Genomic DNA, 25,118 nt, shown 5'->3' on the forward strand with positions numbered 1-25,118 from the left:
TCGGTGAACGAATTGCCGAACTCGTGGATTTGACAGCACCCGTTTTCTTATTAAGGTGAACCCTGAATTTCACCTTATAGACCAATGTGAACAACCCGGGAGGTCTGCGATGCCGACTAAGCGACTGCGGGCGGTGGGAGCGACCCTGCTGGTCGCGCTGTGCGCCCTGGTGTTGGCACTGTCGTCGCTGGTGGCACCGGCGCTGGCCTACCGCCTGGAGAAGCTGGTCGCCGACATCGTGCTGCTGGCCGGCGAGGGCTGGATCATGACCGGCACCGGAGAGTCCGACCCGACCGTCGGCAACTACATGGACCTGGTGCGGGACTTCTACCTGCAGCCAGCAGCACCGTGGTTCCCCGGGCAGACGGCGTTCCCCGACTACGTGTTCACCGGCTTGGTCACCCCCGAGCAGTTCTGCCCGATCGTCTGCCAGCCGTTGCCGGTTCCGCAGCTGGACTTCGCGGGCTCGCTGGCGGAGGGCGCCGCCAACCTCGACGCTGCGATCCGCCCGCAGCTGGAGGCCGGTCAGGACGTCACGGTGTTCGGCTACTCGCAGAGCGCCGTGGTCTCCACCCTGGCGATGCAGGGGCTGCTCGCCGACGTGCCGGGCGGTTCCTACGACCCGGACAATCTGCACTTCGTGCTGATCGGTGACCCGAACAGCCCGATCGGGGGCATTCTGAGCCGGCTGCACTTCGCCGACGGTTTCGACGGCAACATGCAGCACATCCCGTTCCTCGGCATCCCACTGGGCATCGGAGCGGGCCCGACCGACTTCTCGGCCAGTGTCTACAGCACCGAATACGACGGGTGGTCCAACTTCCCGCAGGACCCCACCAACCTGGTGGCGGTGCTCAACGCACTGATGGGAATCCTTGCGGTGCACGGCGCCTACTTCAACGACAACCTCGGCAACGCCGTCGACCTCGGCTCGATCGGGGGGAACGACTTCTACATGCTGCCCACCACCGAATTGCCGATCCTGGGGCCGCTCTACGGGCTCGGGGACATCGGCAAGCTCGTCGGTGACGCGCTGGCCCCGCTCCTGAAGGTCGCCATCGACTGGTCCTACGGCAACCCGGGCGCCCCGGACGCCGGAATCACCGTCGACGGTGTCGACCCGATCGGCGCGGCCGGCGCCTGGGCGGTCACCGCGACCGGCCACCTGTCGGAGGACACCGGCGTCGCCGGGTTCCTGCTGCGGATGGACCCGCTGCAGATGCTGGCCGGCGTGCAATACGCCGGCGTGCAGAGCCTGACCAACACCATCAACAACCTGCTGGACTTCGCCGGGCAGGCTCCGCTGTCGCAGTCGATCGTCGACTCACTGCTGAGCGGCTACAACTTCACGATCGAGCTGGACCAGGCGCTGCTCACCGGGTGGCACGAGCTGGCCACCGAGTGGAACCTGCTCGACGTGCTGGGGCCCGACGCCATCTTCAATGGGGCGCCGCTGATCTCCGCCCAGCCGTTGCTCGACCTGGTCGGGATGGGCTTCAGCCTCCTCAACTACCTCGACGCCTGATCGGATGTCCGGCCGGCGTCCGCTGGGGGCAGCACTGCTCGTGGCGGCGTCGGTGCTGGCGGCCGCCGGGCCGGTGAGCGTCGGCCCGCCCTACCGGCCCGCCGTCGCGCTGTTGGGCTACGACGGCTGGATCATGGGGCCGACCAGCATCCCCGATCCGACGGTCGGCGGCTACCTGGACGAGGTGCTGGCCCGGTTCCTGCAGCCCACCCCGCCGTGGTTCCCGGGGCAGCCGACGTTTCCCGGCTACCGGTTCGAGGGCCTGGTCACCCCCGAGCAGTTCTGCCCGCTGGTGTGCCTGCCGCCGCCGAACCCCTACCTGACCTTCGCCGAGTCGGTGGCACGCGGCGTTGAGATCTTGGACAGCGTTCTGGTGCCGCAACTGCAGTCCGGCGATGACGTCACGGTGTTCGGCTACTCGCAGAGCGCCACCATCGCCACCCAGGAGATGGTCAACCTGATCGCCGAGAACCCCGGCGGCGCCTACGATCCCGACCACCTGCACTTCGTGCTGATCGGCAACCCGAACAATCCGCTCGGCGGAATTCTGACCCGCTTCCCGGCGTATCCGCTGCTGAGCGACCAGCCGGTGCACCTGCCGTTTTTGGGCATCCCGCTGAGCATCGGGCCGACCCCCACGAGCGGATTCGACACCGACGTCTACACCGGCGAATACGACGGCCTGGCCAACTTCCCGCAGGACCCATCCAACCTGCTGGCCATGCTCAACGCGCTGATCGGCACGGCGACGGTGCATTTCTCCTATATCGACTTCGAAAATCTTTCCGACACAGCAGATCTCGGCACCCTCGGGGACACCGACTTCTATCTGATCCCCCAGCAGCTGCCGATCCTGTGGCCCGTCTACCAGCTCGGCGATGTCGGCAAGGTGCTCGGTGACGCGCTGGCCCCGGGACTCAAGCTGGCCATCGACTGGGGATACGGCAACCCGGGTGACCCGTTCGTCGGCGTCAACGGGACGGACGCCGTGGGCCCCTGGGCGGTCACCGCGAGCGGCCGGCTGGCCGAGGGCTCCGGCGTCGCCGGGTTCCTGCTGCGGATGGACCCGCTGCAGATGCTGGCCGGCCTGCAGTACGCCTCGGTGCGCAGCTTCGTCGACCCGGTCAATGACCTGCTCGGCTTCGCCGGCCATGATCCGCTGCCGGATTCGTTCGTCGAGGCGCTGCTGGCCGGCTACCGCCTCACCAACGAGGTGGACGCGTATCTGCTGGGCGCCTGGCAGGAGCTGGCGGTGTCGCTGGACGTCGTCGACTGGCTCGGCCCGGAGGCGGTGTTCAACGGCGAACCACTGCTTTCGCTGGGCCCGCTGCTGGACATGGGTGCGGTGGTCTTCGAGATCCTCAACTTCCTCGGCGCATGACCCGTAGGGTTTGAGCCCGTGGATGTCCGTGTCGTCGATCACCCGCTGGCCGCGGCACGGCTGACCACGCTGCGCGACAAGCACAGCGGCAACGCGGCGTTCCGGTGCGCGCTACGCGATCTGACCTGGATGCTGGTGTACGAAGCCACCCGGGATGCGCCCCGCGCGGAGGTCGCCGTGCGCACGCCGCTGACCGAGACCGTCGGGGCGCGACTGGCCACCCCGCCGCTGCTGGTGCCGGTGCTGCGTGCCGGGCTGGGCATGGTCGACGCCGCCCACGCCCTGATACCCGAGGCCGAGGTGGGCTTCGTCGGCGTGGTGCGCGACGAGGCCACCCACCAACCGGTGCCGTATCTGGCGTCGTTGCCGGCCGACCTGAGCGATCGCCCGGTCATGGTTCTGGATCCGATGCTGGCCACCGGTGGCTCGCTGGTGCACACCCTGGGCCTGCTGGCCGATCGCGGCGCAACCGATATCACGGTGCTGTGTGCGGTGGCCGCCCCGCAGGGCGTTGCGGCGCTGGAGCATGTGGCACCGCAGGTGCGGCTCATCGTCGCCACCGTCGATGACGGCCTGGACGAGAACGCCTATATCGTCCCGGGGCTGGGAGACGCCGGCGACCGCCAGTTCGGGCCGCGCTGAGCTACCAGACGCGGACCTCGTCGGCGACGGCAGCACACAGCCGCGACGCCTCCGCGCGATCGGTGGCCTGATCAGTCGAGGGCTCCCGGACGACCTCCAGGTAGCACTTGAGTTTGGGCTCGGTACCCGAGGGACGCACCACCACCCGCACCGACGTGCCCTGGCGGTGCCCGAAGAACTCCAGCGCGTCGGTGGTCGGCCCGGAGCGGTGCAGCAGATCGGTTGCCGCCACGGCGAATCCGGCCAGCTCGCCCGGCGGGTCGGCGCGCAGTCGCGCCATCACCGCGGTGGCCTCGGCCATGTCGGCGACCCGGCGCGACACCGCGTCGGTGACGTGCACGCCGTGCCGGCGCGCGAGCTCGTCGAGCGCCCCGGCGACCGAGGCGCCCCGATCGCGCAGTGCCGACACCAGATCGCAGACCAGCACCGCGGCGGTGATTCCGTCCTTGTCGCGCACCGCGTCCGGGTCCACGCAGTAGCCGATCGCTTCTTCGTAGGCGTAGATCAGGGCGGCACCGGGCAGGCCTGCGTCGGCGCGGGCGAGCCACTTGAACCCGGTCAGCGTCTCGACATGGCGGGCACCGTAGCGTTGCGCGATGCACGCCAGCATCCGGGAGGACACCACGCTGGTGGCCACCACCGCGCTCGAAGCGCGGCTTCCCCGCAGCCGGGAAAGCAGGTACTCGCCGAGCAGCCAACCGGTTTCGTTCCCGGTCAGCATCCGCCAGCCGTCCGGGCCGCCGATCCCCACCGCGCACCGGTCGGCGTCGGGATCCAGTGCGATCGCCACGTCCGCGCCGACGTCGGCGGCCAGCGCCAGTAGCTCGTCGGCGGCACCGGGCTCCTCCGGATTGGGGAACGCCACGGTGGGGAAGTCCGGGTCCGGATCGAATTGGCTTGTCACGGTGTGGATATCGCTGAACCCCGCGGCGCGCAGCACTTCGACCGCCAGCGCGCCGCCCACCCCGTGCAGCGGCGTCAACGCCACCCGGACCCGGCCGCCGTGGCGCCGCACCGCCGCGGCCCGCCCGATGTAGCGCTGCACCATCTCACTGTCGGCCGGCGGAACCGGACGCCGGGCGATCGTGTCGGCCGGGGGAGCTGCCGCCATCGCGGCCTCGATCTCGGTGTCGGTCGGGGTGACGATCTGCACGCCACCGTCGAAGTACACCTTGTAACCGTTGTCGGTGGCCGGGTTGTGCGAGGCGGTGATCTGGATACCGGCCGCCGCCCCGGTCTGACGTGTCGCGAACGCCACCACCGGCGTCGGCAGTGGATCGGGGAACCGCAGCACCGAAAACCCCGCTCCGGCAAGCACTTCAGCGGTCGCGGTGGCGAACTCTTCCGAGCCGTGACGCGCGTCGCGGCCGACCACCACCGTGGCACCGGCGCGCCGGTGCGCGGTGAGGACCCGGGCCACCGCCCAACTGGCGCGCAGTACGACGGCCAGGTTCATCGCGTCCGGCCCGCCCCGGACCGGCCCGCGCAGTCCCGCGGTGCCGAACCGCAGCGGCGCCGCGAACCGGGCGGCCAACTCGTCGGGGTGGCAGGCGCGAAGTTCCGCGGCGGTTACCGGGTCGGGATCGTGGGCGATCCACTCTTGAGGGGTCACACCGTCGATTGTGACAAGGGGTCAAGTGAACAGATGTCAACTACGCGATACGATTCTCCAGCTTGTGTCGAATCCGACGATGGGGTGCCGGTGGATCGTTCAACAGCCTTGCCGGTAGCCATGGTGCTCGCCGTCGCCGCCGCCGTGCACGGGGCCTTCGCGATGAACTACGGCTGGCACCCCGACGAGTTCTACTATGTGGTCTGCGGCCGGCATCTGGCTTGGGGATATTTCGACCACCCTCCGCTGGTGCCGCTGTTGGCCCGGGTGGCGGCCCACGGAGGTCTGCCTGGACTGCGACTGTTGGCCATCGCGACGCACCTCGGCTGCATCGTTTTGGCGGCGCTGCTGGCGGCGGAATTCGGCGGGCGGCGCATCGCGCAGGCGGTCACCGCGGCCGCGGTCGCGGCATGCCCGCTGTTCATGGGTGCGGCCATGTTTTTCGGGACCACCGTGGTCGACCAGCTGATCTGGATCGCGGTGCTGCTGCTGGTGACGCGGGCATTGCGGATCAAAACCGTGCTGGCCTGGCTGCCGGCCGGGCTGGTCGCCGGTGTCGGGTTGGAGGCCAAACAGACCGTCGCGCTGTTGCTCATCGGTATCGGGGTGGGGCTGGCGCTGTTCCGGCGGGACGCGTTGCGCACCGCGGGACCGTGGCTGGCCGCCGTCGTGGCGCTTGGATTGGCTGCCCCGAACCTGATCTGGAACGCGCAACACGGCTGGCCGAATCTGCAGTTCGCCCAGGCGATGTCGGTGCGAATGGGCGGTCCATTGGGATCCCTGGCCCAGTTGCCCCTGCTGTTGCTGCTATACGCCGGCCCGCTGCTGGTGCTGCTGTGGGTGATCGGGGCCCGCCGGCTGGCGTCTGAGGAAGCCCGGGAGCACCGCTGGATCCTGGTGGTGCCGGTGGTGGTGCTGATCCTGTGCATCCTCAGCGGCGGTCGCTGCTACTACGCGGGCCCGGCGCTCGCGGCATTGTTCGCCGCCGGCGCGGTGCGTATCGAATCCCGGGATCCGGGCCGGGCGCCGCGGGGCTGGGCGATCGCGCTGGTCGCGATGTTCACCGGCGCGGTCATGTTCTGCCTGCCGGTGCTGCCGCCGGCGGCCGCCACGACGTTGCGACGGGTCAACCCCATTCCGTTGGAGACCTACGGCTGGCCCGAGTTCGTCGACCAGGTGGCCGCTGCAGCGGCGCAACTGCCCGAGGGCGCGCCGATCTTCACCAGCAACTACGGCGAGGCGTCGGCATTGAAAATCCTCGGCCCGGGCGCCGGCATCGACCGACCGGTGGTCAGCGGCGACAGCAGTTACGCCCAGTGGGGGCCGCCGGCCGGCGACGCCGAAACCGTGCTGTGCGTCGGGCGGTTCCCGGTCCGGAAGTGGAGCCAATACTGGCGGCACGTCACCTACCTGGCGTCGATCAGGTTCCCCAGCGGGGTGCGCAACGGCGAGAGCAACGCGAAGATCTATCTGTGCGAGCAACCGGTGGGCGGCTGGGCCGCGATGTGGCCGCGGATGCGGCACAGCTCAGGAGTGAGCTACTGAGTCGAGGGGGTTGGTAGCCGGGCGATCACACCGGCGAGCAGCGCACCCATCCGTGCCGCCGATTCCCGGCCCGCAGCCAGCACCTCGGCGTGGCTGAGCGCCTCGCCGGTGAGCCCCGCCGCCAGGTTGGTCACCAGCGACAATCCCAGCACCTGGGCACCTGCCGCCCTGGCCGCGATCGCCTCGTGCACGGTCGACATCCCCACCAGGTCGGCCCCGAGGGTGCGCAGCATCCGGATCTCGGCGGGGGTCTCGTATTGCGGGCCGGCCATCCCTGCATAAACGCCTTCGGTCAACGTCGGGTCGACTTGGTGGGCCAGTGCGCGCAGCGCCGGGGTGTAGGCGTCGACCATGTCGACGAAGTGCGCACCTTCCAGCGGCGAGCGTCCCGTCATATTCAGGTGGTCGCTGATCAGCACCGGCTGGCCGACCTCGAAGTTCTCGCGCAGGCCGCCGGCCGCGTTGGTCAGCACCACGGTGTTCGCGCCGGCCGCGACGGCGGTCCGCACCGGGCGCACGACGTCGACGAGCGGGTGGCCCTCGTAGGCGTGGATCCGGCCGACCAGCACCAGGACCCGATGGGCGCCGATCGGTATCGACACCAGTTCGCCGAGGTGGCCCGCCGCGGTCGGCGCGCTGAAGCCGGGCAGGTCGGCCATCGGCATCGCCGCGGTGGGCGTGCCCAGGGCCGTCACCGCGGGCGCCCACCCGGAACCGAGCACGATCGCCACGTCGTGTGTGTCGACGCCGGTGCGCCGGGCCACGACGGCGGCCGCCTGGGTCGTGAGCGGAACCGTCACAGCCCCTGAGCTTAGTCGTGCGCCGCGGTGGGATACTGCGGTAATGCCCCCAGCTTCCGCGTCGCAGGCCGCCGAGGCGTGGCTGGCCCTCAACGCCGACGAGCTGGTCGCCTGGCGGCGGCATCTGCACCGCCACCCGGAACTGAGCCGGCAGGAGTTCGCCACCACCCAGTTCATCGCCGAACGCCTTGCCGGTGCCGGCCTCAACCCCAAGGTGTTGCCCGCCGGAACCGGGCTGATCTGCGATTTCGGCCCCGAAGACGGCCCGCGGATCGCGTTGCGGGCCGACATCGACGCCCTGCCGATGACCGAGCAGACCGGCGCGCCGTACTCCTCGCTGGTACCAGGGGTGACGCACGCCTGCGGCCACGACGCGCACACCGCGATCCTGCTGGGTGCCGCGCTGGCGCTGGCCTCGGCGCCGGAGCTGCCGGTCGGGGTGCGGCTGGTGTTCCAGGCCGCCGAGGAACTGATGCCCGGCGGCGCGATCGACGCCATCGCCGCCGGGGTGCTCACCGGGGTCAGCCGGATCTTCGCGCTGCACTGCGATCCCCGGCTGCGGGTCGGCCGGGTGGCCACCATCCCGGGGCCGATCACGTCGGCGGCCGACACCATCGAGATCACCGTCGGCGGCCCCGGCGGCCACACCTCCCGGCCGCACCTGACCGCTGATCTGGTCTACGGGCTGGGCGTGCTGATCACCGGGCTGCCCGGGGTGCTCTCCCGGCGCATCGACCCGCGTAACAGCACGGTGCTGGTGTGGGGGGCGGTCAACTCCGGGGCGGCCGCCAACGCGATCCCGCAGGCCGGGCGGCTGGCCGGCACCGTGCGTACCGCCAGCCGCGACACCTGGGTGGCGATGCAGGGCATCATCGAGGACGCGGTGGCCTCTTTATTGGCGCCACTGAACATCGATCACACGCTGTACTACCACCGCGGGGTGCCCCCGGTGGTCAACGAGGCGGTGTCGACCCGGATGCTCACCCACGCGATCGAGGCCGTCGGGCCCGACGTGCTGGCCGAGACCCGGCAGTCCGGTGGCGGCGAGGACTTCTCCTGGTACCTCGAGGAGGTGCCCGGCGCGATGGCCCGGCTCGGGGTGTGGCCGGGCAGCGGGCCGCAACTGGATTTGCACCAGCCGACGTTCGATCTCGACGAGCGGGCGCTGGGGATCGGGGTGCGGGTGATGGCCGGCATCGTCGACCAGGCCGCGCTGGTCTAGCCCCCTTTTTTTTGGCGCGAGCGTGCGTGTTTGCACGCCAACACGCCGGAAAAGTTGTACAACAACGCCCCCTCGCGGGGTAGCGCGGCTGTGCACAGTCCAGCGATTGTCCACATTTCGCGTCGCCGGGGCCGGGTGCGTAAGACCGCTTTCGGGTTTCGCGCCGACGATCTGCGGCATGGACCCTCGATTGCGTCAACTGCTCGACCGTCAGGGTGGGGTGGTGACGTCTGCCCAGGCGCTGGCGTTCCTGACCCGTCGCGGCCTGGAAGCGGAACTCAAACATGGCCCGCTGCACAAGATTTGGTATGGAATCTACGGCGAGGGGGAGCCGAGTGCCGAGCTGCAGTTGCGTGGGCTGGACCTTGCGACGGGTACCACGGTGGCGGTCTGTCTGGGGACCGCGGCCGCGGCATACGGCTTTGACACCGAGGAACCGGTCGATCTGCACGTGCTCAATCCGCCGGATCGACAACTGCGGTCAGCCGACGGGCTGGTGGTGCACCGGCGCGAGGGCGCACCGCTGAGCGAGGTCGACGGCCGGCCGGCGACCGCGCCGGCGTGGACTGCGATCGAGGTGGCCCGCGCCCTGCACCGTCCAAGGGCGTTGGCGACGCTGGATGCCGCGCTGCGCAGCGGCACCTGCACGCGCCGTGAGCTGCGGAGCGCGGCCCTCCGGCAGGCGGGCCGGCGCGGCATCGTGGCCGTGCGCGATCTGCTGCCGCTCGCCGATCCGCTGGCGGGATCGGAGATGGAGAGCGAGTCGCGGCTGATGATGATCGACGGCGGTCTGCCGTTGCCGGTTCTGCAGCACCGGATCGTGGATCGCGATCACCGGACCTGGCGCGTCGATTTCGCCTGGCCCGAACGGCGGGTCGCGGTCGAGTATGACGGCGTGGTCTGGCATGAGGGGCCCGAGGCGTTCGCCTACGAGCGCCGCCGGCGCGCTGCCTTGCAGGAGGTCGGCTGGGTAGTGATTCCGATCATCGCCGAGGATGTCCGGCGCCGGCCGTGGCAAACCGTCCGCCGCATCGAGATGCACCTGGCGCGCGCAGCCGCCTGACAGGCCACGTCCCCCAACCGAATCCCCCCGCGAGCGTGCACGGTCGTACGGACTTTGCGGCGTGTCGCCGTGCAGACACGCACGCTCGCGCCAAAAAAAGCGACCCGCTAGCTCCCGGGGCCGATGTTGCGGGCCGGGCGGGTCTGCAGGTTGCGCACGTATTCCTCTGGCGCACCGGCGATCTGGGCGGCCTCGGCGACCACGCCCAGATAGCGTGCCGACGGCAGCCCGCCCTCCCAGGCGTCCACCACGTACAGCCAGGCCAGCACCGGCTCGGGGGCGCGGTCCTCGGGATCCGAGGTGATGCCGTCCACCCGGTCCACCCGGCAGCGGATCTTCTTGTGGATCCCGAAGTCCGAGCCCTCCCAGCGATCCATGTTCTTCTCGTCCTCGTGGGTCACGTCGTAGAGGACGACGAACACGCTCGACCCCGGGTCCTCGACGACGGTCGCCAGCGCGCCCTCCCAGCCGATGTCCTCGCCGGCGAAGGTCAGCCGCCAGCCGTGGATCCAGCCGGTGCCGGTCATCGGGGAGTGCGGTGCGCGCTGCAGCATCTGCTCGGGATGCATGTTCGACCCGTAGGCGGCATAGAGCGGCACGGCAGAAAGCTTAAACGCAGCGTCGGCGATAAGTTGGTCGCTGTGACTTCTCCCTCCACGCGCATCGTGATCATCGGCGGCGGTCCGGCCGGCTATGAGGCCGCGCTGGTCGCGGCGGCCAAGGGCCCGGAGGCGGTCGCGGTCACCGTCGTCGACGCCGACGGCATCGGCGGTGCCTGCGTGCTGTGGGACTGCGTGCCGTCCAAAACCTTCATCGCCTCGTCCGGGGTGCGCACCGAGTTGCGGCGGGCTCCCGGCCTGGGTTTCGACATCCACTTCACCGACGCCGAGATCGAACTGGAGCAGATCCACGAGCGGGTCAAGTCGCTGGCCGCGGCGCAGTCCGCCGACATTCGCACCCAACTGATCAACACCGGCATCGAGGTCATCGCCGGCCGCGGGGAGCTGATCGACCCGGAAATCGGGCTGGCCCACCACCGGGTCCTGGTCACCGAGCACGGCGGGGCGCAGCGCGTGCTCGACGCCGACGTGGTGCTGATCGCCACCGGCGCCAGCCCCCGCACCCTGCCCAACGCCGAACCCGACGACGAGCGGATCCTGACGTGGCGGCAGCTCTACGACCTGCGCGCGCTGCCCGAGCACCTGGTGGTGGTGGGTTCCGGGGTGACCGGCGCGGAGTTCGTCAACGCCTACACCGAACTCGGTGTGCCGGTGACGGTGGTGGCCAGCCGCGACCGGGTGCTGCCACACGAGGACCCCGACGCCGCCCGGGTGCTGGAGCGTTCGTTCGCCGAGCGCGGCGTCACGCTGGTCAAAAACGCCCGGGCCGCCTCGGTGGCCCGGAAGGGGGACGGGGTGCTGGTCACCATGACCGACGGCCGCACCGTGACCGGCAGCCACGCGCTGATGACGGTCGGCTCGGTGCCCAACACCTCCGGCCTGGGCCTGGAGCGGGTCGGTATCGAACTCGGACCCGGCAACTATCTGCAGGTGGACCGGGTGTCGCGGACGTCGGTTCCCGGGATCTACGCCGCCGGGGACTGCACCGGGCTGCTGCAGCTGGCATCGGTCGCAGCCATGCAGGGCCGGATCGCGATGTATCACGCGCTGGGTGACGCGGTGGCCCCGATCCGGCTGCGCACGGTGGCCGCGGCGGTGTTCACCCGGCCCGAGATCGCCGCGGTCGGGGTGCCCCAGTCACAGATCGACGACGGCACGGTGCCCGCCCGCACCGTCATGTTGCCGTTGCAGACCAACGCCCGGGCCAAGATGAGCCGGATGCGGCACGGCTTCCTCAAGCTGTTCTGCCGTCCGGCCACCGGAACGGTGATCGGCGGGGTGGTGGTGGCCCCGATCGCCTCCGAGCTGATCCTGCCGATCGCGCTGGCGGTGCAGAACCGGATCACCGTGGCCGACCTGGCGCAGACGCTGGCGGTGTATCCGTCGCTGTCGGGTTCGCTCACCGAGGCCGGGCGCCGGCTGATGACCCATGACGACCTGGACTGACCTGAGCGATGCGGGCGGTGTGGCGCTCGGCCCCGGGCCGGGCGCCACGTAGCCTGGCAGTCGTGAGCACGCTGGGACCTGACCAACGAGCACAAGCCTGGGAACGCCTCGGTGCCGAGCAGTTCGACGTGGTGGTGATCGGTGGGGGCGTAGTAGGCACCGGGTGCGCGCTCGACGCCGCCACCCGTGGCCTGAAGGTGGCACTGGTCGAGGCCCGCGACTTCGCCGCCGGCACGTCGAGCCGCAGCTCGAAGATGTTCCACGGCGGGCTGCGTTATCTCGAACAGCTGGAGTTCGGCCTGGTGCGCGAGGCGCTGCACGAACGTGAGCTGTCGCTGACCACGCTGGCACCGCACCTGGTCAAACCGCTGCCGTTCCTGTACCCGCTGACCCGCCGCTGGTGGGAGCGGCCCTACGTGGCCAGCGGGATTTTCCTCTACGACCAGCTGGGCGGAGCCAAATCGGTTCCGCCGCAACGTCATCTAACCCGTGCCGGCGCGCTGCGACTGTGCCCGGGGCTGCGGCGCAGCGCGCTGATCGGCGGCATCCGCTATTACGACACCGTCGTCGACGACGCCCGGCACACCCTGACCGTCGGGCGCACCGCGGCGCACTACGGGGCGGTCATCCGTACCTCCACTCAGGTGGTGGCGCTCAGACGCGAAGGCGACCGGGTGACCGGGGTGACCGTCCGCGACTCCGAGAACGGCGCGACCACCGAGGTGCACGGGCATGTCGTGGTCAACGCCACCGGGGTGTGGACCGATGAGATCCAGGCGCTGTCACGCCAACGCGGCCGATTCCACGTCCGGGCCTCCAAGGGCGTGCACATCGTGGTGCCGCGCGACCGGATCGTGTCCGAGGCGGCGATCATCCTGCGCACCGAGAAGTCGGTGCTGTTCGTCATCCCCTGGGGCACCCACTGGATCATCGGCACCACCGACACCGACTGGAACCTGGACCTTGCTCACCCGGCGGCCACCAAGGCCGACATCGACTATCTGCTGACCAACGTCAACACGGCGCTGGCCACCCCGCTGTCGCACGCCGACATCGAGGGCGTTTACGCGGGGCTGCGGCCGCTGCTGGCCGGGGAGAACGACGACACCTCCAAGCTGTCCCGCGAGCACGCGGTGGCCGTGCCGGCGCCGGGCCTGGTGGCCATCGCCGGCGGCAAGTACACCACCTACCGGGTGATGGCGGCCGACGCGATCGACGCCGCCGCCGAGTACATCCCGACCCGGGTGGCGCCGTCGATCACCGAGAAGGTGCCGCTGCTGGGCGCCGACGGTTACTTCGCGCTGGTCAACCAGACCGAGCACGTCGGCGCCGAACAGGACCTGCACCCCTACCGGGTGCGCCACCTGCTGGACCGTTACGGCTCGCTGATCCACGACGTGCTGGCGCTGGCCGACGGCCGGCCGGAGCTGCTGGACCCGATCGCTGAGGCGCCCACCTATCTGAAGGTGGAGGTCGCCTACGCCGTGGCCGCCGAGGGCGCCCTGCACCTGGAGGACGTGCTGGCCCGGCGGACCCGGATCTCCATCGAATACGCCCACCGCGGGGTGAACTGTGCCCGGGAGATCGCCGAGGTGATGGCCCCGGTGCTGGGCTGGGACGACGCCGCCGTCGACGCGGAGGTGGCCAACTACACCGCCCGGGTGGAGGCCGAGATCCTGTCCCAGGAACAGCCCGATGACGCCTCGGCGGATGCCTTGCGCGCGAGGGCGCCCGAAGCCAGGACCGAGATTCTGGAGCCGATTCCGCTTCCATGAACTGGGCTTCATTACTGCGCGGATGATGTCCTGAGAAAACCGTACGGTTAGTCTGAAATAAGCGTTAACATAGGTTTGACAGTTACTTTTAAGGCCATTACCTTCTGCCCCATCAGCTGGATCACATGGGGGATCCGGGCACCGGGGAAGGTGGTCCATGTCGGATCTATTCGGGGTGGCGCGCCCGCACGCGCTGGCGAGGAAGGGCGCCACACTGGCCGCGGCCACCGTTGTTGCCGGCGCCGGTCTGGTCGGTGTCGCGACGGCCGGGCCGGAGCTCTCCGGAGCGCCGTTCGCCGCCGTGCAGCACCATGTGGCGCTGGTGGATTTCCCGACGTTCGCGCAGAGCCTGCAGACCCTGCTCGACGACATGGGGATGGGCGACCTCAACGCGGTGCTGGGCGGGTTCGGAACCTTCACCGTCGATTCGCCGGTCTCGGGTTTCCTGGCCGCTTTCAACCCCGACGGCATCACCCTGAACGGTCTCACCAACCTGTTCGGGATCTCGCTCACCGAGCCGCTCTACAGTGCGGACCCCGGTGTCGAGTCCATCCTGGGGACCGGCAGCCTGTTCCTGGTGGACGGTGTGCCGATCGGCAACCTCGACCTCGGCGACCTGATCGATGTCGTTCTCGGGGACGGGGCCGGCGGGCATTCGCTGACCGAGCTGGCTGATGTGGTGGGCCTCGGCACCTTGCTCAGTCAGTACGGGAGCATGATCGGCGCGCTGGGGCTGGAGAACCTGAACGTTCTCAACTGCTCGATTTCGTGTGGCGCGTTTCTCAGCGTGGACACCCATCCCGACCTGACCCTGAACAGCTCGCTGGTCGACTGGCTGAGTGCGATCGTCGGGGTGCCCACCACCGACGTCACCCAGCATGTCGGGATCGTGCTCCCCACGACCACCGTCGTGGCCAACAGCGCCTACACCCTGGGCGAGTACCTGCACACCCTCCCGGTCAGCGCCACCGACAGCACGACCATGGACAACGCGACCCTGGGCCTGCTGTTCAACATGGCCCCCAACCAGACCTGGGATGAGTACGTCTCCAACTTCCCGTTCGGCGGGACGCTGTTCGACCCCTCCGGAGAAACGTGGGGCGAGCAGACCCTGGGCACCCTGCTCAGCAGCTTCCTGCCCGATGACAGCACCCTGGCCATCACCGGTGACACGCCTATCACCGACATCCTGGAGGCCTTCGGCCTGCTGAACTGGTAGCAGCTAACCCCTCACAGCACCGCACCCGGCCGCCACGGCCGGGTGCGGTGTGGTATTTGTCACAATGCCCTGAAAGGCAAAGCGCTTGCTTGGCTAGCAATTTGCTAACGGCCTGGTGCGCATTTCGCTCACAGGCCCGAATTCCCCGGTATATCGACATCGTAAATTTCATACTGTTTGACCGTTATTTTCGGATGTTAACGCCCGATCGGTATCGCACTCGAATGAAGGCGGTCCAGGAGGCCGGAATACCTAGAAAACGCTGAGTGTACTGTTTTCGCACATCGGTTCGCTGCTTGCGGTGGCCCGCGACGCCGCCGCCGCGTTATTTCGCTGAGCAGGGGCATGAACTGCGGAGTTCCTGCGAATATTGGTTGCTGACGCGACCGAAAGAAACCGGCGCTCCGGTTGACACAAGACTGAGTGCATAATAAGTTAATGCTCGTTGTAGAAAACGCAACGCTATTTTGTTCGATCCCTGAAGGGGGCCTCATACATGTCCACTGTTTCTCTTGACACGTCGATGGGACCGCGCGGTTTCGTCGCAAAAGCCGGAGCATTCGCCGCCGGAACGGCATTAGCCGGTGCGGCTATGTTTGGCGGTGTATCGGTTGCTCCGACGATCACCACCAGCCTTTCCGCGTCGGTGCAGCACGACGTCACGCTCAACGCTTTCCCGACCTTCGTCGACAGCCTGCAGACCCTGCTGAACGACTTCGACCTCGGCACCATGGGTCAGGTGCTGGGCCTGTTCGGCGAGGGCATCAACTCCAGCTCGACGCTCGGCGCCCTGCTGGCCTCGCTGAACCCGGACGGCCTGTCGCTGGATGACGTCACCAACAACCTGTTCTCCAGCGACATCAGTGCGCTGCTGGCCGACGTGCAGATCCCCATCGGCGACGGCACCACCACCGCCGCCCTGGGTGAAGTGCCGATCGACGCCTTGATCGGCACCTTCATCGGCGGCACCGGTGCCAATGAGAGCATCGGCGATGTGCTGACCGCCCTCGGCTTCGGGCCGTACGTCGGCCTGCTTGACCTGCCGTTCCTCGACCTGTCGCCGGACCTCACGGTGGCCCAACTACTCAACGACATGCTGGGCATCGACAGCGCCACCACGCTGGACAGCCTGGTGATCGGCAACGGCGAGACGCTGGGCGAGGCGACCCTCGGTGGGCTGTTCGGCATCGACGGAGACACGCCCTGGGACCAGTTCCTGGGCGGCTTGCCCGTCGGCAGCACGATCATTGACCCCGACGGCACGGGCACCCTGGGCGCCGAGACGCTGAGCGGCTTGCTGACCAGCCTGCTGGGCGTGGGTGCCGACCCGGTGACCGATGCCACCACGCTGACCGATTTCCTGGGTGACCTGGGCATCTTCAGCATGCTGGGCCTCGGCTGAACGGTGTAGTCCTCACCGAATAGGACGCGTCGGCCACAACCCTCGGCGGTTGTGGCCGATGCGTCGTTTAACGGGGTCGTCGTCATACTGATGACCATGGCGTCTCACCGACGTCGCGCCCCGTTGCCGGTGCGTGACGGCCTGGGTCCGGCCCGGCTGCGGCTACAGGGCGGACCGGTGGCCGCAGAGCTGCGCGAGCGGTTCGGCGCCGCAGCCGCGGCCAAGGTCGCCGCGGGCGAGGTGCGGACCGCCGGCGGGGCCGTGGTCGACGAGACAACGGTGCTGCCCGCCGGGGCCCACATTTTCTGGTATCGCGAGCTGCCCGATGAGGTGCCGGTGCCGTTCGACATCCCGGTGCTGCACCGCGACGACGACCTGGTGGTGGTCGACAAGCCACACTTTCTGGCGACCACGCCCCGGGGGCGCCATGTGGCCCAGACCGCGCTGGTGCGGCTGCGGCGCGAGCTTGGGCTGCCCGAGCTGAGCCCGGCGCACCGTCTGGACCGGCTCACCGCCGGGGTCCTGCTGTTCACCACCCGCCGTGAGCTGCGCGGGCCCTATCAGACGCTGTTCGCCCGCGGTGCGGTGTGCAAGCAGTACCTGGCCCGTTCGTCGGCGCCGGCGGTGGGGGAGTTTCCGCGGCTGGTGCGCAGCCGGATCGTCAAACGGCGTGGCTGCCTGCAGGCTCGTGAGGAACCCGGCGAGCCCAATGCCGAGACGTGGGTCGAAGCGCTGGGCTCACCGAACAGTGGCTGGTACCGGCTGATGCCGCGCACCGGCCGGACCCATCAATTGCGGGTACATCTGGCCTCGCTCGGCCTGCCTATCGACGGTGATCCGCTGTACCCGCAGGTCGTCGAGGTCGCCCCCGACGACTTCTCCACACCGCTGCGGCTGCTGGCGCACCGGCTGGAGTTCGAGGACCCCTTCACCGGCCGGCGGCGCACCTTCGTCAGCCGGCGTGCGTTTCAGCTCTGACCGTCCCGGGTACAGCAAGGCGCGACAGAGCAGAGGGGAGTCTGATTCTGATGAAGGCACACAGCAGGATGACGATCGCGGTGCTCGGCAGCGCAGCGGCGCTGGTGGCAGCGGGTTGCAGCGGCACCAGCGAAGAAGGTCCGACCAGCACCACCACCACCACGACCACCGAGACCACGACCACCACGATGGAGACCACGCCGATGGAGCCCGCGCCCGGCGCGCCCGGCGGCGAGTACCCGGGTGAGCCCGGTGGTCCCGGCGGCCCGACCGGTGGCGGTGGCCCCGGTGGTGGTGGCGGCCAGATTCCGGGCGGCCCGACCGGTGGGGGTGGCCCCGGTGGTGGTGGCGGCCAGATTCCGGGCGGCCCGACCGGTGGGGGTGGCCCCGGTGGTGGCGGCGGCCAGATTCCGGGCGGTCCCACCGGCTGGGGAGGCCCCGGCGGCGGCGGCGGCTGCGTGCCCGGTGTGGGCTGCGGCGGCTGGCCGTGATCAACCGCCCGGGTTAGGCCGATCAGACGCGGTCGTGGAGGGTCACCTGGTAGCCGTCAGGATCGGCGAAGGTGAACGTCCGGCCGAACGGGCCGTCGATCGGTGGCGAGACGACGGTGTGGCCGTCGGCGACGAGTGCATCGTGGATGGCCTGGACGTTGGTGGCGTGGAGCCAGATCCCGGCGCCGATGCCGGGCTGAGCCACGGATGCGAGATCGGTGCCGGGGACGACGTCGCGGATCGCGAACGCGATCGGCGTCGTCTCGAACACGACAGCGTGAGCAGGTCCGGCCTTCGAGCGGACGAGACCGAGGTAGTGCTCGTAGAACGCTTGTGAAGCGGCGCGGTCGCGCGCTTGCAGCGAAATGAAGTCCGGGCCGGTGGCGGGCATGAGGGTGCTCCTTCATCGTCGTACCGTATGTCAGCTTTCTGACATGAATGAACCTATGTCAGAATACTGACATGAGTCAAGACGGTGTCGACCTGGAGACGTCGCTGGGTTATTCGCTGAAAGAAGCATCGAGCGCCCTCCGCGCCGCCATGGAGGAGGTGCTGCGGCCGCTCGGAATGAGCGTGACGCATTACTCCTGCCTCGAGCTGCTGGCCCAACGGCCGGGTCTGTCGAACTCCGAGCTCGCCCGGGGCGCGTTCGTGACACGACAGTCGATGAACGTGCTGCTCCAGGCCCTGGAGCGGGACGGCTACGTGACCAGGCCGGCGGAGGCGCCCGTGGGCAAGGTTCTCCCCACCCGGCTGACCCCCCGCGGCCGGCGCAGCCTCGAGAAGGCGACCGCAGCCGTGCGAGCCGTCGAGGTCCGAATGCTGACCGGGATCACCGAGGCCGAGCAGTCAGCCACGTTTCGGATCCTCAGACGCATGATCGATTCCCTGCGCGATCGCCACGACGGCGCTTAGCTCGTTTCCCGCACCAGCGGTCAGGGCGTCAGGGTCAGCACCCGGGCCGAACAGGTCGGCCAGGTTGACGAGGGTGCCGCCGGGCCCCTACCGCTGACACGAGGCGCACCAGTAGCTGATGCGTTCACCGCCGCGGTCGCATTCCACACGGGCTCCGCAGCGCCGGCACGGCTCCCCGGCCCGGCCGTACACCCACAGCTGCCGGCCCCGCCGGGTGTCGCCGGTGGTGCAGCGGGTCCACCGCAGCCGATTGGCCCACAGCATGTCGTGGGCCCGCGCCACCAAGCGGGCCGGATCTGCCAGCGCCCCAACCGGGGTCGTCGGCAATCGGCCGACGACGAAACACAATTCGTTGCCGTAGACGTTGCCGATGCCCGCCAGCACGGTCTGATCCAGCAACGCCGCCGCCAGCGGACGGTGCGGATCGGCCACCAGGTTCGCGACCGCGGTGTCGGGATCCCAGTCGGCGCCGAGCAGATCCGGACCCAGATGTGCGACAGCCTCGCCGTCGCGGTTGCGGTCCAGCACCTCAAGCATTCCCAGGTCGATACCGAGGGCACGAACGGGGCCTGCCTCCAAGCAGATTCGCACCCGGTGGTCGAGGGGTCCACGTGCTATCCGCCAGCTGCCCTCCATCTTCAGATGCGAGTGGATGCTGGCCTGCCCGACGCGGATGAACAGGTGCTTGCCCCGGCTGATCACCTCATCCACCCGCTGCCCGGTCAGGTCGACCGTCGCGTAGCGGGGAACCCGGATATCGCAGCGGGTCAGCGTCTTTCCCCTCAGAGCGTCATCGAGCACCGCGGCGGTGTGGAAGACGGTGTCACCCTCGGGCATCAGCGCAGCCGCAATCCCCGTGGGGTGCGGGCGAACCCGGCCTCGGTCAAGGCGGCCAGCGTCGGCGAGTCGCGAAGCTCCAGCACCGCGGTGCCGTCCACCCGCTCGAGGAGAATCCCGTCGACCCGGCGGTCGGCGATCAGCCCGGCCAGCGCATTGGCGGCGGCACGCTGCGCATCGGCGGCATCGGCGCCAGTGGCGAAGTTCAGCAGTGAGCGGCCGCCGCGCTCGACGAACCACACCAGCGAGCCGTCGACGATCACCACCAGCGCTCCTGCCTTGCGGCCCGGCCGGGCGGTGCCGGGGTGCGCCGGCCAGCTCAGGGCTGCCCCGTAGGGATTGGCCGGGTCGGCGGCGGCCAATGCCACCGCGTGGTACTCCGGCCGGGCCGGGTCGACACCGTCGAGGTAGCCCCGCAGCCGGTCCACGGTGGAGGCGAGGGCGAACTGGGCGGCGCCCAGCGATTCGATGAAGTAACCCCGCTGGCAGCGTCCGGCCTCCTCGAAGGCCGTCAGCACCTTGTAGAGGGTGGCGAATCCGCCCGGCACCGCTTCGGCGGCCACCGCTCCGCGGGTCAACACCCCGTAGCGGTGCAGCATCAGCTCGGCGGTGTGATGACCGCGCACCGTGGAATCCTGTTCCGGTGCAGGCGGTCTCGACCAACGTCCGGCCACGGCCGGGTCGGCGGCGCGGGTGGCGGCGTGCGCGACGTTGAAGCGGCTCAGCCGGGGCGGGCGCTTGGTGCGGTGTGCGGGGGTGGCACGCCGGGTTCCGGCCAGTACCGCCCGCATCGGGGCGAAGGTGTCACCGGTGACCCAGCCCGCCCAGATCAATTCCCACAGAGCAGCTTTCAACGCTTTCGAATCAGCTTCGCTGCCATCACCGCAGAGCTGACGGAAGAAGAACGCTCCGCCACCGTCGAGCACCTTCAGAATCTGCCGGTGCGCGTCACCGAATTCGATCGGCGCGGCGGGAGTCAATGTCAACGGCGCCGAGTCCGCGGTGTGGAAGGTGATCCAGCCATCGGCGGCGGGGCCGTTGCCGGCCGGGGCGCCCGCCCCCGTCCACAGCACCTCCCCGGAGGCCAGCAGTTCGTCGAGCATGGCCGGGGAGTAGTCGCGCACCCGCGATCCCAGCACCAGCGGCTCGACCGCCGAGGCCGGCAGCGGCACGCCCGCCAGCTGCTCGATCACCCCGGCCAGCCCGTCCAGACCGGACGCGGTTCCTATCTGCTGCCAGTCCGGCAGGAATCGCGCGTAGGCGGCCGGAGACACCGGTTCGATCGCCGAGCGCAGCGCGGCCAGCGACCGGCGCCGCAGAATTCGCAGCACCTCCGCGTCGCACCACTGCTCGCCCGGCGAGTCCGGGAAGTCGGCGAACTCCCCGCGCACCACCCGCCCGTCGGCGGCCAGTCGGCCCAGTGCATCAGCGGCCACCCGGGGCCCCAGTCCGAACCGCTCGGCGGCCTGCCCGGTGGTGAATGGCCCGCGGGTGCGGGCGAAGCGGCCCAGCAGTTCACCCAACGGGTCGGCGACCGGGTCGGTGAAACCGGCCGGCACCCCGGGCGGCACCGCCACCCCGATGCCGTCGCGCAGCCGGCCGATGTCCTCGACGGCGATCCACCAGCTGTGCCCGGCGAACGACACCGTCAGCACCCGCCGGGCGGCCAGCAGATGCTCCAACCACCCGCCCACGTCCACGGTGCCGTCGCTCGCGCCCGCGCGCTGCGCGACCTCCTCGGCGGTGAGCGGGCCCAGCAGCCGCAGCAGATCCGCGATCCCCTCGGCGTCGCGGGCGGCCCGCTCCGGAGTCAGGTGCTGCAACTGGCGGGCGGTGGCGGTGACGACGGCGGGGTCGAGCAACTCGCGCAGCTCCACCCGCCCCAACAGTTGCGCCAGCAGTGTGGGATCCAGCGACAGCGCCGCCGCGCGACGCTCGGCCAGTGGGCTGTCGCCCTCGTAGATGAACGCCCCGACGTAGCCGAACAACAAGGACGCCGCGAACGGCGACGGGGTGGCCGTCTCGACCTGCACCACCCGCACCCGGCGCTGCGCGATCCGCGCCATCAGGTCGGTCAGCGCCGGAACGTCATAGACGTCCTGCAGGCATTCCCGCACGGTCTCCAGCACGATCGGGAATGTCGGGTATCTGCGTGCCACATCCAGCAATTGGGCGGCTCGCTGGCGTTGCTGCCACAACGGTGTCCGGCGTCCCGGGTGCCGCCGCGGCAACAGCAGCGCCCGGGCCGCGCATTCCCGGAACCGGCTGGCGAACAGCGCCGAGCCGCCCACCTCGGCGGTGACGATCGGCTCGATCTCGTCGGCATCGAAGACGAAGAGCTCCGCTCCGGGTGCCTCGGAGGCTGCGTCTGAGTCGGCGTCGGGCAGCCGCACCACGATGCCGTCGTCGGAGGCGGTCGGCTTCTCGTCGATGCCGTAGCGATCGTGCAGCCGCCGGCCCACCGCCAGTGCCAGCGGTCCGTGCACCCGCAGACCGTAGGGCGAGTGCAGCACCACCCGCCAGTCGCCGAGCTCGTCGCGGAATCGCTCCACCAGCAGCGTGGCGTCGGTGGGAACCGTTCCGGTGGCGGTGCGCTGGTCATCGAGCAGCCGCCACAGGTTGTCCACCGCGTAGTCGTCGAAACCCAAACCGGCGCAGCGTTTGTCGAGTGCCACACGGTCGAGTACGGCCAACTCGCCGGTGAACTTCCCCAGTGCTGCGCCGAGTTCGGCCGGTCGCCCGACGCCGTCGCCGTGCCAGAACGGCAGCCGGCCGGGCTGGCCGGGGGCCGGGACCACCAGCACCCGGTCGTGGGTGATCTCGGTGATCCGCCAGCTGGTGGCGCCCAACGAGATCACGTCGCCCGGCCGTGACTCGTAGACCATCTCCTCGTCGAGTTCGCCCACCCGCGACGGTTTCGGCGTCCCGGCCAGATACACCGCGAACAGTCCGCGATCCGGGATGGCGCCACCGGAGGTGACGGCCAGCCGCTGCGCGCCGGGCCGGCCGGTCAGGGTGCCGGTGTCGCGGTCGTAGACCAGCCGGGGCCGCAGTTCGGCGAACTCGGTCGACGGGTATTTCCCGGACAAAAGGTCCAGCGTCGCCTCGAACACGCTGCGCGGCAGCGTCGCGAACGGGGCGCTGCGCCGCACTGTGTCGAACCAGGCCTCGGCGTCCAGCGGCTCCAGCGCGCAGGCGGCCACCGTGTGCTGGGCCAGGATGTCCAGCGGGTTGGCCGGCACCGTCAACGTCTCGATCTGACCGGCCAGCATCCGCTGCACCGAGTTCGCGCAGCCGATCAGGTCGGTGCGGTGCTTGGGAATGAGCACACCCCGGGAGATTTCGCCGACCTGGTGGCCGGCCCGCCCGATACGCTGCAGGCCGCTGGCCACCGACGGCGGCGCCTCAATCTGGACGACCAGGTCGACCGCGCCCATGTCGATGCCCAACTCCAGGCTCGAGGTCGCGACCACCGCCGGCAGCAGCCCGCTTTTGAGGTCTTCCTCGACCGCGGCGCGGGTCTCCTTGGACACCGACCCGTGATGCGCCCGGGCCAGCACGACCGGCTCGCCGGCGCGTTCTTCGGCGATCTCGTTGAGCCGCGCGGTCAACCGCTCGGCCAGGCGGCGCGAGTTGGCGAACACGATCGAGGAGTGATGCGCCTCGATCAGGTCGACGATGCGCTCTTCGACCTGCGGCCAGATGGTGCCCTCGGCGGGGCTGGCCATGTCCGGCACCGGCACCTGCACCGTCAGCTCGAACGTCTTGGCCGCCGGCGGGGCCACGATCCTGGTCGGGGCCTGCCCGGACAGGAACCGGGCGACCTCTTCGGCGGGCCGCACGGTGGCGCTCAGCCCGATCCGCTGCGCGGGCCGGGCCAGTTGCGCATCGAGGCGTTCCAGCGACAATGCCAGGTGGCTGCCGCGCTTGGTCCCGGCCACCGCGTGCACCTCGTCGACGATCACCGTCTGCACCCCCGTCAGTGCCTCTCGCGCTGCCGACGTCAGCATCAAGAACAGCGATTCGGGCGTGGTGATCAGGATGTCGGGGGGCTTGGCGATGAGTTCTCGGCGCTGCGCCGCGGAGGTGTCCCCGGAACGGACTCCCACGGTGATGGCCGGGGTGGGCAGGCCCCGGTGTGCCGCGATGCGCCCGATCCCGGCCAGCGGGGTGCGCAGGTTGCGCTCGACGTCGACCGCCAGCGCCTTGAGCGGCGACACGTACAGCACCCGGGTGCCTCCCGATTGCAGGTCCGGCTCTGCGGCCAGCCGGTCCAGGGCCCACAGGAACGCCGCCAGCGTCTTGCCGGACCCGGTAGGTGCGACGACCAGGGTGTGGTGCCCATCGGCAATCGCCGACCAGGCCTGTTCCTGGGCGGTGGTGGGTGCGGCGAAGGTACCGGTGAACCAGTCCCGGGTCAGCGCCGAGAAGCGGGCCATCGCGGTGGCGGATTCGCGGCTCACCCCGCCATGGTGCCAACTTCGGCGCCGCGCTGCCGGGCGGTGCGGTTTTAGGCCCGTCACAGTCGGGTATTCCGGCACCCAGAAGTAGTGGTGGCAGGGGGGGAGCGGCATGACCATTCTGGACGACAGGACGCGGACGGTTCGGCCGATATTCGCCGATGCGACACCGGCGCTGCGGGCGGCGTCGCCCTTGGAAGCACCGGCGCGCGACTGGACGTGGATCAACTGGACGTTGTCGCTGCTGACCGCGCCGGGCGCCGCGGTGTTGATGGCATTCGCCCTGTCCAGGGTGGCGGGCTCCGCCCTGTGCAGCAGCGCGGGCTGCCCGGAGCCCAGGGTGAACGCGTCGCTGTTCGGCCTGCTGTACCACGGGGCGGCCGGTGTTGCGGCGGTGACGCTGTTTCTTGCCTTCTTCTTTGCGACGACACACCGCCGCGGGATCGCGGTCTGGGCATGCGGCTGGGCTCTGCTGGTGGCCGACCTGCTGGTTCTGGTCGCGGTGTTTTGATGCTCGGCATCGCAAGACGGGCTGCCGCCGGCGGGTGCGCCGCACTGGCGCTGACCGCCGGCCCGGCGTCGGTGGCCGCCGACCCGGGCGCAGCGGTCAACACCACCTGCAGCTACTCCCAGGTGGTGTCGGCGATGAGCGATCAGTCACCGGGGATCGCCGAGCAGTTCTACGCGACGCCGGCGGCACAGGCCTGGCTGCAGAATTTTCTGGCGGCGCCGCCCCCGCAGCGCCAGCAGCTGGTCGAACAGGCGCAGAACACTCCCGGGGCCCCCGAGCATGTCGCGCTGTCGGGCCCGCTGGCCAACGACTGCGACAACTACTGAGCTCGCTTCTCGGCGCTCATTCTTCGGTGTTCTAGAACGATGCGCCGTCTTCGGGGCTGCCGGAGACCTGGGCGCGGTGTCGCCCGCCGGTGACGGCCGGGCCCGCCTCGTCCGGGTCTCGGTCTTCGCCGGTGTCGGGTTGCTCGGCGGCCAGCTTCTCGTCCAGTGACCCGTTGATCGCCGCGTCGGCCGGTTGCCAGCTGTCCGGCGGCGTGACGGTCGCATCCCCGTCGTCGTTGCGCAGCTCGTCGGAATCGGTGGCCTCGCTCGGCGGCAGGGTGTCGTCATCGGTGGTGTCGGTAGTGGGATCGATCCTGGGTTGATCAGCCATGTCGTCGGCGCTCCCGG

General features: G+C 69.8%; 22 protein-coding genes. 15 read left to right on the forward strand and 7 right to left on the reverse strand.

Annotated features, from left to right (window positions below; genetic code table 11):
- The first annotated feature begins 109 nt into the window (after window positions 1–109).
- Genes G6N23_RS04605 through upp form a run of 3 tightly spaced genes read left to right on the forward strand, consistent with a single transcriptional unit; the run spans window position 110 to window position 3,548 of the window.
- A complete protein-coding gene (locus tag G6N23_RS04605) occupies window positions 110–1,525 on the forward strand; it encodes a PE-PPE domain-containing protein (protein ID WP_234808518.1) in 1,416 nt (471 codons plus the stop codon).
- A gap of 4 nt (window positions 1,526–1,529) precedes the next feature.
- The gene (locus G6N23_RS04610; protein ID WP_085259879.1) at window positions 1,530–2,906 is read left to right on the forward strand and encodes a PE-PPE domain-containing protein; all 1,377 of its coding nucleotides are present in this window, start codon (window positions 1,530–1,532) and stop codon (window positions 2,904–2,906) included.
- 18 nt (window positions 2,907–2,924) lie between these two features.
- On the forward strand, window positions 2,925–3,548 hold the full coding sequence (gene upp, locus G6N23_RS04615; RefSeq protein WP_085259880.1) for a uracil phosphoribosyltransferase: 624 nt from the start codon (window positions 2,925–2,927) through the stop codon (window positions 3,546–3,548).
- A 1-nt stretch (window position 3,549) separates the two neighbouring features.
- On the opposite strand, the gene G6N23_RS04620 is transcribed toward upp, so the two are convergent.
- Window positions 3,550–5,160, reverse strand: a complete 1,611-nt coding sequence (locus tag G6N23_RS04620; protein ID WP_085259881.1) for a phospho-sugar mutase — start codon at window positions 5,158–5,160, stop codon at window positions 3,550–3,552.
- Window positions 5,161–5,250: 90 nt separating this feature from the next.
- Here G6N23_RS04620 and G6N23_RS04625 point away from each other — a divergent pair, with 90 nt between their 5' ends.
- Entirely contained in the window at window positions 5,251–6,705 is a 1,455-nt protein-coding gene (locus tag G6N23_RS04625) for an ArnT family glycosyltransferase (protein WP_234808519.1), read from the forward strand.
- On the opposite strand, the gene G6N23_RS04630 is transcribed toward G6N23_RS04625, so the two are convergent.
- Window positions 6,699–7,505, reverse strand: a complete 807-nt coding sequence (locus G6N23_RS04630) for a purine-nucleoside phosphorylase (protein WP_085259883.1) — start codon at window positions 7,503–7,505, stop codon at window positions 6,699–6,701. The two genes, G6N23_RS04625 and G6N23_RS04630, sit on opposite strands and share 7 nt — an antisense overlap.
- 43 nt (window positions 7,506–7,548) lie before the next feature.
- Between G6N23_RS04630 and G6N23_RS04635 the strand changes: the two genes are divergently transcribed.
- A complete protein-coding gene (locus G6N23_RS04635) occupies window positions 7,549–8,727 on the forward strand; it encodes an amidohydrolase (RefSeq protein ID WP_085259884.1) in 1,179 nt (392 codons plus the stop codon).
- Window positions 8,728–8,905: 178 nt separating this feature from the next.
- Entirely contained in the window at window positions 8,906–9,790 is an 885-nt protein-coding gene (locus G6N23_RS04640) for a type IV toxin-antitoxin system AbiEi family antitoxin (RefSeq protein WP_085259885.1), read from the forward strand.
- A gap of 107 nt (window positions 9,791–9,897) precedes the next feature.
- Here the strand turns inward: G6N23_RS04640 and G6N23_RS04645 are convergent, their stop codons facing one another.
- Window positions 9,898–10,389 carry a gamma-glutamylcyclotransferase family protein gene (locus G6N23_RS04645; protein WP_085259886.1) on the reverse strand — a complete coding sequence of 164 codons (492 nt, stop codon included), beginning with the start codon at window positions 10,387–10,389 and terminating at the stop codon, window positions 9,898–9,900.
- A 42-nt stretch (window positions 10,390–10,431) separates the two neighbouring features.
- Between G6N23_RS04645 and G6N23_RS04650 the strand changes: the two genes are divergently transcribed.
- The 6 genes from G6N23_RS04650 (at window position 10,432) to G6N23_RS04675 (ending at window position 17,721) form a co-directional block, all read left to right on the forward strand.
- On the forward strand, window positions 10,432–11,856 hold the full coding sequence (locus G6N23_RS04650) for an NAD(P)H-quinone dehydrogenase (RefSeq protein WP_085259887.1): 1,425 nt from the start codon (window positions 10,432–10,434) through the stop codon (window positions 11,854–11,856).
- 62 nt (window positions 11,857–11,918) lie between these two features.
- Complete coding sequence (gene glpD / locus G6N23_RS04655; RefSeq protein ID WP_095173979.1) at window positions 11,919–13,631, forward strand: glycerol-3-phosphate dehydrogenase; 1,713 nt, start codon at window positions 11,919–11,921, stop codon at window positions 13,629–13,631.
- Between the two features lie 157 nt (window positions 13,632–13,788).
- Window positions 13,789–14,850: a hypothetical protein gene (locus tag G6N23_RS04660; protein WP_165758674.1), complete on the forward strand. Its 1,062-nt coding sequence runs from the start codon at window positions 13,789–13,791 to the stop codon at window positions 14,848–14,850.
- A gap of 592 nt (window positions 14,851–15,442) precedes the next feature.
- On the forward strand, window positions 15,443–16,252 hold the full coding sequence (locus G6N23_RS04665; protein WP_085259889.1) for a hypothetical protein: 810 nt from the start codon (window positions 15,443–15,445) through the stop codon (window positions 16,250–16,252).
- Window positions 16,253–16,348: 96 nt separating this feature from the next.
- Window positions 16,349–17,230 (forward strand): pseudouridine synthase, encoded by an 882-nt coding sequence (locus G6N23_RS04670; protein WP_173675038.1) that lies wholly within the window; start codon window positions 16,349–16,351, stop codon window positions 17,228–17,230.
- A gap of 50 nt (window positions 17,231–17,280) precedes the next feature.
- A complete protein-coding gene (locus tag G6N23_RS04675; protein ID WP_157997538.1) occupies window positions 17,281–17,721 on the forward strand; it encodes a hypothetical protein in 441 nt (146 codons plus the stop codon).
- A gap of 22 nt (window positions 17,722–17,743) precedes the next feature.
- Here the strand turns inward: G6N23_RS04675 and G6N23_RS04680 are convergent, their stop codons facing one another.
- Entirely contained in the window at window positions 17,744–18,112 is a 369-nt protein-coding gene (locus G6N23_RS04680) for a VOC family protein (RefSeq protein WP_085259890.1), read from the reverse strand.
- A gap of 71 nt (window positions 18,113–18,183) precedes the next feature.
- Here G6N23_RS04680 and G6N23_RS04685 point away from each other — a divergent pair, with 71 nt between their 5' ends.
- Window positions 18,184–18,636 (forward strand): MarR family winged helix-turn-helix transcriptional regulator, encoded by a 453-nt coding sequence (locus G6N23_RS04685; protein WP_085259891.1) that lies wholly within the window; start codon window positions 18,184–18,186, stop codon window positions 18,634–18,636.
- Window positions 18,637–18,723: 87 nt separating this feature from the next.
- On the opposite strand, the gene nei2 is transcribed toward G6N23_RS04685, so the two are convergent.
- Together nei2 and G6N23_RS04695 are read right to left on the reverse strand one after the other, a co-directional pair.
- Complete coding sequence (nei2, locus tag G6N23_RS04690; RefSeq protein ID WP_085259892.1) at window positions 18,724–19,473, reverse strand: endonuclease VIII Nei2; 750 nt, start codon at window positions 19,471–19,473, stop codon at window positions 18,724–18,726.
- Window positions 19,473–23,912 (reverse strand): DEAD/DEAH box helicase, encoded by a 4,440-nt coding sequence (locus G6N23_RS04695; RefSeq protein WP_085259922.1) that lies wholly within the window; start codon window positions 23,910–23,912, stop codon window positions 19,473–19,475. The genes nei2 and G6N23_RS04695 overlap by 1 nt, the downstream gene beginning before the upstream one ends.
- A 133-nt stretch (window positions 23,913–24,045) precedes the next feature.
- Here G6N23_RS04695 and G6N23_RS04700 point away from each other — a divergent pair, with 133 nt between their 5' ends.
- Together G6N23_RS04700 and G6N23_RS04705 are read left to right on the forward strand one after the other, a co-directional pair.
- Window positions 24,046–24,444 carry a hypothetical protein gene (locus G6N23_RS04700; RefSeq protein ID WP_085259893.1) on the forward strand — a complete coding sequence of 133 codons (399 nt, stop codon included), beginning with the start codon at window positions 24,046–24,048 and terminating at the stop codon, window positions 24,442–24,444.
- Window positions 24,444–24,770, forward strand: a complete 327-nt coding sequence (locus G6N23_RS04705; protein ID WP_085259894.1) for a hemophore-related protein — start codon at window positions 24,444–24,446, stop codon at window positions 24,768–24,770. Before G6N23_RS04700 ends, G6N23_RS04705 begins: the two co-directional genes overlap by 1 nt.
- 31 nt (window positions 24,771–24,801) lie before the next feature.
- On the opposite strand, the gene G6N23_RS04710 is transcribed toward G6N23_RS04705, so the two are convergent.
- The gene (locus G6N23_RS04710) at window positions 24,802–25,101 is read right to left on the reverse strand and encodes a hypothetical protein (RefSeq protein WP_085259895.1); all 300 of its coding nucleotides are present in this window, start codon (window positions 25,099–25,101) and stop codon (window positions 24,802–24,804) included.
- Window positions 25,102–25,118: the final 17 nt, after the last annotated feature.

The organism is Mycolicibacter terrae (assembly GCF_010727125.1).
Classification (GTDB): Bacteria; Actinomycetota; Actinomycetes; order Mycobacteriales; family Mycobacteriaceae; genus Mycobacterium; species Mycobacterium terrae.